Source organism: Candidatus Pelagibacter sp. Uisw_137 (genome assembly GCF_047720245.1).
In the GTDB taxonomy this organism is placed as follows: domain Bacteria; phylum Pseudomonadota; class Alphaproteobacteria; order Pelagibacterales; family Pelagibacteraceae; genus Pelagibacter.
In genome coordinates, this window is record NZ_CP159811.1 from 248,806 (window position 1) to 262,411 (window position 13,606).

The 13,606-nt window shown below is 30.5% G+C and carries 12 protein-coding genes; 11 read left to right on the forward strand and 1 reads right to left on the reverse strand.

The features are described from left to right. Positions 1–28 precede the first annotated feature (28 nt). The 11 genes from guaB (at position 29) to ABXT61_RS01360 (ending at position 12,356) form a co-directional block, all read left to right on the forward strand. Positions 29–1,105, forward strand: coding sequence for an IMP dehydrogenase (gene guaB, locus ABXT61_RS01310; protein WP_415315522.1), 1,077 nt, complete (start codon positions 29–31; stop codon positions 1,103–1,105). Next, positions 1,105–1,542, forward strand: coding sequence for a tetratricopeptide repeat protein (locus tag ABXT61_RS01315; RefSeq protein ID WP_415315523.1), 438 nt, complete (start codon positions 1,105–1,107; stop codon positions 1,540–1,542). Before guaB ends, ABXT61_RS01315 begins: the two co-directional genes overlap by 1 nt. Continuing rightward, entirely contained in the window at positions 1,532–3,097 is a 1,566-nt protein-coding gene (guaA, locus tag ABXT61_RS01320) for a glutamine-hydrolyzing GMP synthase (protein WP_415315524.1), read from the forward strand. Before ABXT61_RS01315 ends, guaA begins: the two co-directional genes overlap by 11 nt. Before the next feature lie 26 nt (positions 3,098–3,123). Further along, positions 3,124–3,543, forward strand: coding sequence for a VOC family protein (locus ABXT61_RS01325; protein ID WP_415315525.1), 420 nt, complete (start codon positions 3,124–3,126; stop codon positions 3,541–3,543). 3 nt (positions 3,544–3,546) lie between these two features. Next, positions 3,547–4,320, forward strand: a complete 774-nt coding sequence (gene panB, locus ABXT61_RS01330) for a 3-methyl-2-oxobutanoate hydroxymethyltransferase (protein ID WP_415315526.1) — start codon at positions 3,547–3,549, stop codon at positions 4,318–4,320. Positions 4,321–4,323: 3 nt separating this feature from the next. Further along, positions 4,324–5,490, forward strand: coding sequence for a M24 family metallopeptidase (locus tag ABXT61_RS01335; protein WP_415315527.1), 1,167 nt, complete (start codon positions 4,324–4,326; stop codon positions 5,488–5,490). Positions 5,491–5,550: 60 nt separating this feature from the next. Next, entirely contained in the window at positions 5,551–6,639 is a 1,089-nt protein-coding gene (locus ABXT61_RS01340) for an ABC transporter ATP-binding protein (RefSeq protein WP_415315528.1), read from the forward strand. A 133-nt stretch (positions 6,640–6,772) separates the two neighbouring features. Continuing rightward, positions 6,773–7,891 (forward strand): extracellular solute-binding protein, encoded by a 1,119-nt coding sequence (locus tag ABXT61_RS01345; protein WP_415315529.1) that lies wholly within the window; start codon positions 6,773–6,775, stop codon positions 7,889–7,891. Positions 7,892–7,971: 80 nt separating this feature from the next. Continuing rightward, a complete protein-coding gene (locus ABXT61_RS01350; RefSeq protein WP_415315530.1) occupies positions 7,972–9,219 on the forward strand; it encodes an ABC transporter permease in 1,248 nt (415 codons plus the stop codon). Between the two features lie 3 nt (positions 9,220–9,222). Then, positions 9,223–10,077 carry an ABC transporter permease gene (locus ABXT61_RS01355; RefSeq protein WP_415315531.1) on the forward strand — a complete coding sequence of 285 codons (855 nt, stop codon included), beginning with the start codon at positions 9,223–9,225 and terminating at the stop codon, positions 10,075–10,077. Between the two features lie 56 nt (positions 10,078–10,133). Next, on the forward strand, positions 10,134–12,356 hold the full coding sequence (locus tag ABXT61_RS01360) for a 3-hydroxyacyl-CoA dehydrogenase NAD-binding domain-containing protein (protein WP_415315532.1): 2,223 nt from the start codon (positions 10,134–10,136) through the stop codon (positions 12,354–12,356). Here ABXT61_RS01360 and ABXT61_RS01365 read toward each other — a convergent pair. Next, entirely contained in the window at positions 12,353–13,558 is a 1,206-nt protein-coding gene (locus tag ABXT61_RS01365) for a primosomal protein (protein WP_415315533.1), read from the reverse strand. The two genes, ABXT61_RS01360 and ABXT61_RS01365, sit on opposite strands and share 4 nt — an antisense overlap. Positions 13,559–13,606: the final 48 nt, after the last annotated feature.

The window sequence follows — 13,606 nt, forward strand, 5'->3', positions numbered from 1 at the left end:
TTTTGAGGGGAATCATATATAAATGATTATGGATCCTATAAAAGAAGCACTCACATTTGATGATGTTACGATGGCACCAAAATACTCAGAAGTTCTACCTTCTGAAGTTGATACCAGTACAAAACTATCATCTAACTTAATACTAAAAATACCCTTATTATCCTCTGCAATGGATACAGTTACTGAGAGCAAAATGGCTATTGCAATAGCTAAAGCTGGAGGTATTGGTGTAATTCACAGAAATCTTGATATTAAAAAACAAGTAGAAGAAATTAAAAAAGTTAAAAAATTAAACTTATTAGTTGGTGCAGCTGTTGGAGCTGGTCCTTTAGAACTTAAAAGAGCAGAAGCTATTTTAAAAGAAAAAGTTGATTTAATTGTTGTTGATACAGCCCATGGGCATAGCAAAAAAGTTGCAGAAATTATTAAAGTTATAAAAAAATTAAAAACAAATAAAACAACTTTATGTGCTGGAAATATTGCAACAGCAGATGCTGCAAAATTTTTAATAAAATTAGGAGTAGACATTGTTAAAGTTGGGATTGGACCAGGATCAATCTGCACAACCAGATTAGTCGCAGGTATTGGTGTACCGCAATTAAGTGCAATACTTGCAGTAAAAAAAGGCGTTAAAAATAATAAAGTAAAGATTATTTCAGACGGAGGAATTAAATATTCAGGTGATCTAGCAAAAGCATTATCTGCAGGTGCTGATGCTATAATGATTGGTTCTTTATTTGCAGGTAGTTTTGAAACACCAGGAAAACTAATTAAAAAAAATGGTAAGTTATTTAAAAGTTTTAGAGGAATGGGATCAGTTGGGGCAATGAATAAAGGATCAGCTGATAGATACTTTCAAAGTAAACAAAAAGATCGATCTAAATATGTTCCAGAGGGGGTAGAGGGGTTTGTGAAATATAAAGGTGATGTTAAAAGTATAGTTTACAAATTGATTGGAGGCTTAAAATCATCTATGGGTTATCTAGGTGCAAAAAGAGTTCCTAACCTTAAAAATAAACCAAATTTTGTAAAAATAACTAAAGCAGGCTTTTATGAAAGTATGGTTCACAATGTTGATCAAGTAAAAAATGAGAGTAAGTATTAATGAGAAAAATAAATAAATTAACTGTTGCTATATTTATGCTTTTAAATTTTGAAAGTTATTCTTTAGCAGAAAATAATTTTTTTGAAAAAGGAAAAAATAAATACGATGAACAGAAATATGAAGAATCTAAATTTTTGTTTCAAAGAAGTATTGTTTTCAACCCTAAGGATCAAAATTCATATTTATATTTAGCAAAAATTTATAATTTCGAGGAGAATAAAAAAGAAGAACAAAAATATATAGATACTGTTCTCTTACTAGATCCAAAAAATGAAGAAGCAAACTATATGCTTATGGAAATAGAGTTAAAAAGATCCAATTATTCCAAAGTAAAAGAATTAGCAGATTATTTTTCTAAAATTTGCAATCAATTGTGTGATAAAAAAAATTCTATTTTAGAATCCTTGAAGAGTTTGGAACCTAAAAATGAGTCTTAGTAATAATTTAAGTAAAATTTTAATAATTGATTTTGGTTCTCAATTTACACAATTAATAGCAAGAAGAGTAAGAGAATTAGGAGTTTTTTCAGAAATTGTTAGTCACAAAAAAATAAATATAATCCAAATTGCAAAAGAAAATATTACTGGAATAATACTCTCTGGTGGCCCTCTTAATGTTTATGAGAATGATAAATTTAAATTTGATAAAAAGATTTTAAAATTAGGAGTTCCAATCCTAGGTATATGTTTTGGACACCAAATATTATCTAAATTGTTAGGTGGTAAAGTTAAAAAATCAAAACATAGAGAGTTTGGTCTTGCTACTATAAAAAAAGTATCAAATAGTATTTTAACTAAAAATTTTTTTAAAAAAAATAAAACAAGTAATGTTTGGATGAGTCATGCCGACCAAGTATCTAAAATGCCAAAAAATTTCAAGATTATAGCATCTACAAAAAATTCTAAATTAACAATAATTGAAAATACTAAAGATAATTTTTATGGAGTACAATTTCACCCAGAAGTAACACACACAGATAAAGGTAAGATTTTATTGCATAATTTTGTTTTTCATATTTGTAAAATTAAAAAAAACTGGTCTTCGAAAGATCAAAAATTAAGATTAATTAATGAAATTAAACAACAAGTAGGTAGCAACAAAGTAATTTGTGGATTGTCAGGAGGTGTTGATAGTAGTGTAGTTGCACAATTGTTAAGTAAAGCAATTGGAAAAAATTTAATTTGTATTTTTGTTAACAATGGTCTTTTAAGAAAAAATGAAGAAACGCAAGTAGTTAGCACATTTAAGAAAAAATTAAAAATAAATTTAATTTATGTTAATGCAGAAAAAGAATTTATAAGAAAATTAACTAATGTTTCTGATCCTGAAAAAAAACGAAAAATCATTGGAAATCTATTTATTAAAATATTTGAAAGGTATGCAAACAAAATTAAAAATGTTCAATTTCTTGCGCAGGGTACTCTTTATCCGGACTTAATAGAAAGTAAATCTGTGACAGGTAGTCAAACTTCAAAAATAAAATCACATCATAATGTGGGGGGTCTCCCCAAAAGAATGAAATTAAAATTAGTAGAACCTCTTAAATTTTTATTTAAAGATGAAGTTAGAAAATTAGGCTTAGAACTTAACTTATCTAATGATATAATCTCCAGACATCCTTTTCCTGGTCCGGGCTTAGCAATAAGAATGCCTGGCATTATAACAAATGAAAAAATTAAAATTTTAAAAGAAGCAGATTTCTATTTTATTAAAGCTTTAAGAGATCACGGATTATATGATAAAGTTTGGCAAGCATATGCTGCATTATTACCAGTAAAAACTGTGGGTGTTATGGGAGATAATCGTACCTACGAACATATTTGTCTACTAAGAGCAATTACATCTGAAGATGGAATGACAGCTGACTTTTTTGATTTTCCTAAAGGTTTTATGCAATCAATTTCAAATCAAATTATTAACAATATTAGAGGTATTAATAGAGTAGTTTATGATGTTACTTCAAAACCACCAAGTACCATTGAATTAGAGTAATACTTTACTATAGAGTAAGAAGTAATATGAAATATTTACACACCATGATCAGAATCTCTGACGTAGAGAAATCATTAAATTTTTATTGTAAAGGATTAGGCTTAATTGAAACTAGAAGAATGGAAAATGAGCAAGGTAGATTTACCTTAATTTTTTTAGCAGCACCTGGTGATGATAAAGCTGAATTAGAACTAACCTATAACTGGGATGGTGATAAGTTAGGTGATGGATCTCGTAATTTCGGCCATTTGGCATATCGTGTTGAAAATATTTATCAAACTTGTGAGAGACTTAAAAATATGGGTTATACAATTAATAGGCCCCCTAGAGATGGTCATATGGCGTTTGTGAGATCTCCTAATAATATTTCTATAGAAATCCTACAAGAAGGAAATTTAGAAATTAAAGAACCGTGGGCATCAATGAAAAATAATGGTGTTTGGTAAAAAATGAATAGCAAGATTATTAACTTTATTAAAAAAAAAAATAAATCTAAAATTATAAGCCTTACTGCTTACTCTAAAAATATTGCATCAATTATTGATAGACACTGTGATCTTATTTTAGTGGGCGACTCTCTTGGATCTGTGCTTTATAGTTTTTCTTCCACAAAAAAAGTGACATTAGATATGATGATTGAACATTCTAAAAGTGTAAGAATGGGCGTTAAAAAAAGCTTAATGGTAGTAGATATGCCTCATAATACTTACCGAAACCCAAAAGAAGCCTTAAATAATGCCAAAAAAATAATCTCTAAAACGAAGTGTGATGCTATCAAGCTTGAGGGAGGTAAAAAAGTTGTTCAAATAATTAAAACTTTAATTAAGAATAAAATTCCAGTAATGGGACATCTTGGTGTTCTTCCACAATCTGCAACAAATTTTAAATTTAAAGGGAAAAAGTTAACAGAAAGAAATAAAATTTTAAAAGACTCTAAGCTTTTAGAAGAAGCTGGTGTATTTTCAATGGTTTTAGAGTGTGTTGAAAGTTCATTAGCAAAAGAAATTACAAAAACCGTTAAAGTTCCAACAATTGGTATTGGTGCATCAGCACACTGCGATGGGCAAGTTTTGGTTACAGATGATCTAATAGGTTTAAACCCAATAAAAGTTAGATTTGTTAAAAAATTTGCTAATATTACAAAACAGATAAATACTGCTATAATTAAATTTAAAAATGAAGTTAAAAATAAAAAATTTCCAAAAAAAATTAATAGTTATTAAGATATGAATTTTAGTAAAGAAGAATACAAGTCTAGATTAAAAAAAGTTCAAAAATCTATGCAAGATAAAGGTATAGAATTGCTAATCTCTCACGACACAGCTAATATGAATTATCTTACAGGATATGATGCTTGGTCGTTTTACTACGCTCAAGCTGTAATTGTACATGTAGATGCTGATGAACCATTATGTTGGGTTAGAAAGCAAGACTCTGGTGGAGCTTATATAAAAACTTATTTAAAAAATGAAAATATTTTAGTTTATGATGAAAAATATATTCATGCATGGCCACTTCACCCTTACGACAACCTTGTAGATATTATTAAAGAAAGAAAATGGGACAATCTTTCAATAGGGTTGGAAATGGATAGTCATTATTTTACCGCTTATTGTTATGAAAAAATGAAGCAAGGATTGCCAAATGCTAAGCTAAAAGATTCTGAAAGATTAGTTAACTGGGCAAGAGTAGTAAAATCTAATGCAGAGATAGAACTTATGAAATCTGCAGCAATAATTTCCCAAAAAGGAATGAAAACGGCAATTGATGTGATAAATCCAGGTGTCAGGCAGTGCGATGCAGTGGGTGAAATTCAAAAAGCATTATTTTATGGAACTCCAGAATTTGGAGGGGAATACTCCAGTATTGCAACGCTACTTCCAACGGGAAAAGGCACTTCAGCATCACATTTAACAGCAACACAAGATAAGTTTGTGGAAGGTGAGGCTACAATTATTGAGCTTTCAGGCGTATATCAAAGGTATCATTGTCCAATGGCTAGAACAGTTTTACTTGGAAAACCCGATCAAATGAAAATTGATACTATGAATAAAACAAATGAGGCCCTTCAAGCTGGAATAGATGCTGCAAAACCTGGACAAACTGCAGATGATGTTGCGCAAGCTTTTTGGAAAATTCTAGACAAATATGGAATAGAAAAGACATCTAGAACTGGTTACTCAATAGGAATTGGTTATCCACCTGATTGGGGTGAGCATACCCTTAATATATCTAAAGGTGATATGACTATTTTAGAACCAAATGTTACTTTTCACATGATTGCAGTAATGCAATTTGGAGGTTGGGGTGTTGAAGCATCAGAAGCAATTCGAATAACTGACAAAGGATGCGAGTTATTTTGTGATTTTTCAAAAGATCTACAAATCAAATAATTAAAGATTAAAAAAACTTGATAAATAAGCAAACAAATGTTTTAAATTCACTACAAAATTATGACAAAAAATAAAGAATTTGTAAAATTTGACAATGTAGACAAAAGCTATGATGGCAAAATTTTAGTCGTTAAAGGATTGAATCTAGATATTGAAGAAGGTGAGTTTGTAACAATGTTAGGACCCTCTGGTTCTGGTAAAACAACTTGTTTAATGATGCTTGCTGGTTTTGAAACACCAACTCATGGAGAAATTTATTTAGATGGCAAGGTGATTTCAAACATTCCACCTCACAAAAGAGGAATTGGAATGGTATTCCAAAATTATGCTTTATTTCCACACATGACTGTTTATGAAAATTTAGCCTTTCCTTTAAGAGTTAGAAAAATTCCAAAAGATGAAGCTGATAAAAAAATTGATAAAGCTTTATCTATGGTTTCACTTCATGGTTTTGAAGCAAGAATGCCAATGCAATTATCAGGTGGACAACAACAACGTGTTGCTGTTGCAAGATCATTAGTTTTTGATCCACAAGTGGTATTAATGGATGAACCACTTGGAGCATTAGATAAAAATTTAAGAGAAAGCATGCAATATGAAATTAAACATATTCATGAAAGTATTGGTGTAACAGTTGTGTACGTTACGCACGACCAAACTGAAGCATTAACAATGTCAAATCGAATTGCAGTTTTTAACGATGGTAAAGTTCAGCAGCTATCAAGTCCTGATGAATTGTATGAAAAACCTGTTAATTCTTTTGTTGCTGAATTTATTGGAGAGAACAATAAATTTTTAGGTCAGGTTGCAGATATTTCAGGTGATAAATGTAAAGTCAAATTAGAAGATGGCACAGAAATTTTAGCAAATCCAGTTGCCGTTAAAGCAAAAGGGGATAAAACTAAAGTTTCACTAAGACCTGAAAGAGCAATTATAGACCCTACAGATAAAATGGATAATAATCATAAAGGTAAAATTGAAGAAATAATTTATCACGGTGATCACACTAGACTAAGAGTTGATTTATTGGGAAATAAAGAATTCATCCTTAAAGTGCCAAATAGTACAGCTAGATTAGATCTTAAAAAGGGCAATGTACTTAATATAGGCTGGAACAGTGTTGACTGTAGAGCTTTAGATCCAAAATAATCTTAAAAAATCCCTAAAAAACTTAAATAAAATAAAGTCAAATTGGATATAATTGCCTGTTGACTAAACGTACCTATATTGTTTTAATTTCACTTTATAAAACAACAAACGTTAACGTTAAATAGGAGAGAAAATGAAAAAATTAAGTAAATTATTACTTGCTCTATCTTTTGTACTTTCTATCACAACTTCGGCATTTGCAGTTACTGTAGTGTCTTGGGGTGGTGCTTACACTGAAAGTCAAAAATTAGGGTACGGTGATCCTACGGCGGCAAAATTAGGAATACCTGTTAATTGGGTAGACTACACTGGTGGATTATCAGAGATTAAAGCTCAAAAAGAAGCTGGAAAAATCACTTGGGACATCATTGATGTGTACGCAAAAGACACTATCATTGGTTGTGACGAAGGTATTTTTGTTGAATTTGACTTCGACAAAGACTTCGCACCTGCTCCAGATGGAACAAAAGCTTCAGATGACTTCTTTACTAGCATGCCTTCTAAATGTGCAGTTGGAAACATCTTGTACTCTTGGAACTTTGCTTACAATAAGAACAATGTAAAAGGTACTCCAAAGTCAGTAAAAGACTTTTTTAATACTAAAAAGTTTCCTGGTAAAAGAGCTATCTACAAAGGTGCAATGTCTAGTATAGAAATAGCACAAGCAGCTATGGGTACAAAAGCTAAAAAAGGTGGATCTAAGATCTATGATAAACTTTCAGCTGACGGTGGAGTTGATAAAGCGATAGCTAAAATCAAAGCACTTTGTGAAGATCCAAAAGGCGGATGTGTATTCTGGAATGCTGGAGCACAGCCACCAGAACTACTAGCTAATGGTGAAGTTGTTATGGCTACTGGTTGGAATGGAAGATTCTTTAATGCACAAATGGAAGGAACTCCAATTGTACAAGTATGGGATGCACAAATTCTTGACTATGAGTATTTCGCTATGGTTAAAGGTGGACCTAACGATGCTAACGGTAAAGCTATGAAAGTTCTTAGAGAAATGACAAGTACTGAAGGTCTAGCAGGAAGTGCTAAGTATATTGCTTACGCTCCTTGGAGAAAATCTTCAATTGCTATCATGGAAGCTGGAGAGCCTTGGTATAAAGATGGTAAGACAAGCATGGTACAACACATGCCTACAGCACCAGCTAATACTAAAAACTACATTCTTATGAACCCTGAGTTCTGGGCAGATAACCAGGATGAAATTGGTGAAAAATGGGAAGCTATGAAAGCTGGTCTGTAATTTAATTATAGATTAAACTTTTAGTAAAATTTAGGGCGGTTACAAAATAACTGCCCTTTTTTTTTAAGAATTTTTAAAATATGAGTACAGAACAAATATTATCATCAGACGGAATACCTTTAGAGATCAGTTTAAAGAAGGCTGAAAGAAAAAACAAGTTTAAAGCAGTAATGCTTGTGGGACCATTATTCCTGTTTCTTATAATTACATACGTATTTCCAATAGGAGATATGTTATTTAGAAGTATTGATGATCGTAAGATCACTCAAATGCTACCAAATACTTTTACAGCGATTGAAAAATGGGATGGCAAAGATCTCCCAGGAGAGCCAGTTTATGCCGCACTTTACGAGGATTTGGCTTATTTAAAAAAAACAAAAACCTATGGTAAAATTATAGCAAGATTGAATTATGAAAAAGGTGGATTTAGTAGCTTAATAAAAAAAACAGTTAGAAAACTTGGAAAATTTGAAGAAGGTAATTATAAAGAACAGTTTATAGAAGTTCACAAAAGATGGGGTCAAAACGATTATTTGGTTTCTTTAAAGAATGCTGCACCCAATTGGACTTTTGCTAAATATCTAAAAGGTGTTGATTTAAAGTATGATCAAAATGGTAGTATAGTGGAACAACCAGAGGACAGAAGAATTCATAAAATACTATGGTTAAGAACTCTCAAAGTTGCTTTTTGGGTAACTATATTCTGTTTCATGCTTGCTTATCCAATTTCATACTTATTAGCTACATTACCGATGAAATATAGTAATTTGCTGATGATATGTGTGCTTCTTCCATTCTGGACATCACTATTAGTCAGAACCTCAAGTTGGATGGTTTTACTTCAGCAACAAGGCCCAATTAATGATTTGATTGTATGGCTCGGACTTGCTGCAAATGATGCTAGACCAGAACTAATGTACAATGTAATTGGAACCTTTGTTGCAATGACTCAAATTTTATTGCCATTTATGGTTTTACCGCTTTACAGTGTAATGAAAACAATATCTCCAAGCTTAATGAGAGCTGGAAAATCTTTGGGTGGAACACCATTTGTAGCATTTAGAAAAATATATTTTCCATTAACAGTTCCTGGAATTGGTGCCGGATCCTTGTTAGTTTTTATTTTAGCAATAGGTTATTATATAACTCCTGCACTAGTTGGAGGAGCAAGTGGGTCTTTGATTAGTAATACAATTGCCTACCACATGAAAAGTTCTCTAGATTGGTCATTTGCTGCCGCATTAGGAACAATGCTGTTGGTTGGTGTCTTAACTATTTACTGGATCTATAATAAATTAGTAGGGATAGATAATATTAAATTAGGATAAATTATGTCATTACCAACTTATACATCATGGAATTATAGAGTTTGGCACTACACATATATAACAATTTGTGCGTTAGTATTTTTCTTTTTAATTGCGCCATTGTTTATAATCTTACCACTTTCATTTAATGCCGAGCAATACATTCACTTTTCTAAGGGAATGTTAGCACTTGACCCAGACGCATTTTCATTAAGGTGGTATGAGGACATGATTTACGGAACTAAAAATCCATGGGGACTTGCTGCAAAGAATAGTATCATCATTGCTTTCTTTGCAACTATTGGTTCTACAATTTTAGGAACGGTTGCAGCGTTAGGTTTAAGTAGTAGACATATGCCTTACAAAGCAGCATTTATGGCTTTATTAATTTCACCAATGATTGTTCCATTAATTATTTCAGGAACAGCTATATTTTTCTTTATGGCAAAAGTAGGTTTAGCTGCAACACATACAGGAATAATTTTAGCACATATTATTTTAGGCACACCATTTGTAGTTATTACAGTAACAGCAACATTAACAGGGTTTGATCATAGTGTCACAAGAGCTGCAGCAAGTTTAGGGAGCAATCCAGTAAACACTTTTATGAAAATAACATTACCATTAATTTTACCAGGTGTAATTTCAGGAGCACTATTTGCTTTTGTAACTTCGTTTGACGAAGTTGTAGTAGTATTATTTTTAGCAGGATTAGAAAACACTACTATACCGATTCAAATGTGGGTTGGTCTAAGAGAGCAGTTAAGTCCAACAATTATGGCAGTGGCAACTTGCTTAATCGTAATGTCCACATTAATTCTAGTTAGTGCAGAACTTTTAAGAAGAAGGTCTGAAAGACTAAGAGGAATTAATAGGTAATTTATTTACTAAGTTCATTTTTTTTATTATAAATAGTTCTTCAATTTTTAAATCTTATGAAAATTAAAAAAGTAGTAGTTATTGGTTCGGGAACTATGGGCAGTGGAATTGCAGCTCATTTGTGTAATGCAAATATACCAGTTACTTTACTAGATTTAAAAACTGAAATAAGCGAGCAAGCACGAGATAAAATCCACAAATCAAGACCTCCACTTTTATTAGATAAGTCAAAAATAAATAACATTAAAGTAGGAAATATTTTAGATAATTTTGATGAAGTAAAAGAGGCAGATTGGGTAGTAGAAGCTGTCGTTGAAAGAATAGATATCAAACATGATATCTATAAAAAAATATTTAAAGAAAGAAAAAAGGGTGCAATAGTATCTTCAAATACATCGTCAATACCTATCAAGGTATTATCCCAGCATTTATCAGAGGAGGAAAAAAAAGATTTTTGCATTACTCACTTTTTTAACCCAGTTAGATACATGGGGCTATTAGAGATAGTTAAAAATGAGAATAACGATTTAGATAAAATAAACTCTTTAAAAAGGTTTTGTGAAACAGAACTGGGAAAAGGTGCAATTATTTGTAATGATACTCCAGGATTTTTAGGAAATAGAATAGGAGTTTTTGCAATGCAAGTTGCAATGACTGAAGCTTTTAAAATGAAACTTAGCATTGAAGAAGCCGATGCAATTTTTGGAAGACCAATGGGGATACCAAAAACAGGAGTGTTCGGTCTTTATGACCTAATCGGTATTGATTTAATGGCCGATGTATTAAAAAGCTTTATTAAAGAGCTAACAGAAAATGACCCTTTTCAAATGGTTGCAAAAGAAATTCCTTTAGTAAAAAAATTAATTGAAACTGGATATACAGGAAGAAAAGGTAAGGGAGGCTTTTACAGAGTTAATAAAACAGGTGAAGTAAAAGTTATGGAAGCAATTAATCTTGAAACTGGAGAGTATTCAGCAAGTAAAAAAATAAATATTCACTCAGATAAAGTAGATCTTAAAAAATTGATCTCAAGAGAAGATAAGTACGGTGAGTATGCTTGGTCGGTTATTTCAAAAATTATTAAATATGCATCATCATTAGTTCCAGGTATTACCAATGATTTTAATGATATTGATGAAGCAATGAGATTGGGTTTTAACTGGACTAAAGGTCCATTTGAAATGTTAGAAGAAATTGGAGTAGAAACTTTTTTTGGGAAGATAGGTAATTTTAAAGGAAATGCTTTTTTAGAAAATTTAGCTAAGACAAAAAATCAGGATTTTTATGGATCTAGACAAAAGTATACTGATATTGAAACACTAGGAAAAGCCAAGAAGACTGCAACAAGTGTAGATGGAAATAATTCAGCACAGATATATAGATTTAATGATTATAACATTGTTGAGTTTACAACTAAAGCAAATGCTTTGGATTATGATTCAATGGATGCTCTAAAAAAAGCTACAGATAAACCGTTGATTATAATAAATGAAAGTATGCAATTTTCTGCTGGGGTTAACTTGAGTTACACGATGGATTTTGCAAATAAGAATGATTTTAAATCTATAGAAAAATTTATTAGATATTTTCAAGAAACCTGCAAACATCTTAAGTATTCTAATCACCCAGTTATCTCTGCACCCTCAGGATTAACTTTAGGGGGTGGGTTTGAGGTTATGGTTCAAAGTAATTTTGTAGCCTCACATACAAATATTGTAGTTGGTTTAGTTGAAACGATAGTTGGATTAATACCAGCTGGAGGTGGTTGCAAAGAAATGTTAGCAAGATGGCTTGATACAGATGAGGCTAAAAAAGACCCTCATTACGCACCTCTTAAAGTGTTTGATATTATTGGTTATGGAAGAACTGCAACCTCATCAGTTGAAGCGGAACCTATGAAGTATTTAAAACCTGAAGATAAAAAGATAATGAATAGAAATAGTTTACTCGAGGTTTCTAAAAAAATCTTAGAAAATAATAGAGAATTTAAAGCTCCATCCGAGATAAAATTCAAACTGCCAGGAAAAGAAGTTTTAATTGAAATGAATAAAATTATAGAAAAGCTTTACAATGAAAAAATAATTCGTGATCACGGTGTTACAGTTGCGAAAGAATTAGCTCATGTTCTGAGTGGAGGAAACACAACTATTGATAAAATTTTATCAGAAGATGATTTATTTAAATTAGAATTAGATGCGTTTATGAGATTAATCGAAACAAGGGAAACTCAAGGTCGTATTAAACACACACTAGCAACAGGAAAGCCTTTAATTAACTAATATCTTTCATCTTCTTCTTTCTTTACCTCGTTTTCTAATATTTCTTCTTTTTTTTCTTCTATTACTTCTTCTTTTTTAAATTCTATTATCTTTTCACTTTGTTCTTTTTCTTTAATTAATTGGTCATTAAACTTTTTAATTAATTCTTCTTCTTTTGCTATTTGCTCCTTATCAAATTTTCTTTCCCACTCTTTTATTCTCTCTTCTTCATCTTTAATTCTTTTTTCTTCGAGAATTCTAGCTTGAATTATTTTTTGTTCTCTTAAATTTTCTAATCTTATTTCTTCTTCTTTTAATTGTAATTCTTCCTGGATTTTTCTTTGATTAAGCTCAGTTAATCTCAATTCCTTAAGTTCTTCTATTTCTAATTGATCTTTTAGTCTGAGTTGTTTTTCTTTTTCTCTTAACTCTTCAGCTTCTTTTAATATTTTTATTTCTTTTTCTCTTATTCTTTCAACTTCAATTTTTTTTATATTTTGCTCCATTTCATCAAGTTTTTGTTTTTGATAATTTAATTTATGTTCTTCTTCGTTTAATTTTTGCTCATCTTTTTTTTGTTTATCAATCTCAATATTTTTTAATCTTTCTTCCTCATCTTTTATTTTCTGTTTAGCTTCACGGGCATTTTGTCTCTCAAGAGCCATCAATTTATCATTTTCAATTTTGGCTCTTTGTTGTTCTTGTCTTATTCTTTGCTTTTCAAAAAAATCTAATCTTAGTTTTTCTTCTTTTAATTTTAAATCATCTTGTCTTGCTTTTTCTTCTTCATCATCTCTTAGTTTTTGTTCTTCAGCTTTGATTCTTTGAGCTTCAAGTTTAATCTTTTTTCTTTCAATTTGCTGTTGTTGTTTTATAATTTTTACTTTTAGTTTTTCTTTTGCCTCTATTCTTTGCTTTTCTTCTTTTATTAGATTTAATTCATTTTGTTTAATTAACTTTATTTCTTCATTTTTTTGTTTTTCTTGTTCTAACTTTTCTTTTTTTAACTCTTTAATTTTTTCTTCTTTTAATAATTTAATTCTATTTAGTTCCTTTTGTTTAATATTTTTTTTGAAATCTTTATATTTTTCAGTTAAAGAAAATGACTTGATTTTTTTAAACTTATCTAAGTTTATTTTTTTAAGAATTTTTAATGAGCTTTTAACTAAACTCTTACTGTCTGTATTTATCTTCTTAAGCTTTTTTTCAAGCTGATTTTTCATAACTGTATTTTGATTGATTTTACTTCACACAAAAAGCTTTATAGTGTC

Bases quoted from the DNA above. Each gene is read 5' to 3' on its own strand.
- guaB (WP_415315522.1), top strand. From the start codon at position 29: ATGGATCCTATAAAAGAAGCACTCACATTTGATGATGTTACGATGGCA.
- ABXT61_RS01350 (WP_415315530.1), top strand. From the start codon at position 7,972: ATGAGTACAGAACAAATATTATCATCAGACGGAATACCTTTAGAGATC.
- ABXT61_RS01340 (WP_415315528.1), top strand. From the start codon at position 5,551: ATGACAAAAAATAAAGAATTTGTAAAATTTGACAATGTAGACAAAAGC.
- ABXT61_RS01345 (WP_415315529.1), top strand. From the start codon at position 6,773: ATGAAAAAATTAAGTAAATTATTACTTGCTCTATCTTTTGTACTTTCT.
- ABXT61_RS01365 (WP_415315533.1), bottom strand. From the start codon at position 13,558: ATGAAAAATCAGCTTGAAAAAAAGCTTAAGAAGATAAATACAGACAGT.
- ABXT61_RS01355 (WP_415315531.1), top strand. From the start codon at position 9,223: ATGTCATTACCAACTTATACATCATGGAATTATAGAGTTTGGCACTAC.
- ABXT61_RS01335 (WP_415315527.1), top strand. From the start codon at position 4,324: ATGAATTTTAGTAAAGAAGAATACAAGTCTAGATTAAAAAAAGTTCAA.
- panB (WP_415315526.1), top strand. From the start codon at position 3,547: ATGAATAGCAAGATTATTAACTTTATTAAAAAAAAAAATAAATCTAAA.
- ABXT61_RS01315 (WP_415315523.1), top strand. From the start codon at position 1,105: ATGAGAAAAATAAATAAATTAACTGTTGCTATATTTATGCTTTTAAAT.
- ABXT61_RS01360 (WP_415315532.1), top strand. From the start codon at position 10,134: ATGAAAATTAAAAAAGTAGTAGTTATTGGTTCGGGAACTATGGGCAGT.
- ABXT61_RS01325 (WP_415315525.1), top strand. From the start codon at position 3,124: ATGAAATATTTACACACCATGATCAGAATCTCTGACGTAGAGAAATCA.
- guaA (WP_415315524.1), top strand. From the start codon at position 1,532: ATGAGTCTTAGTAATAATTTAAGTAAAATTTTAATAATTGATTTTGGT.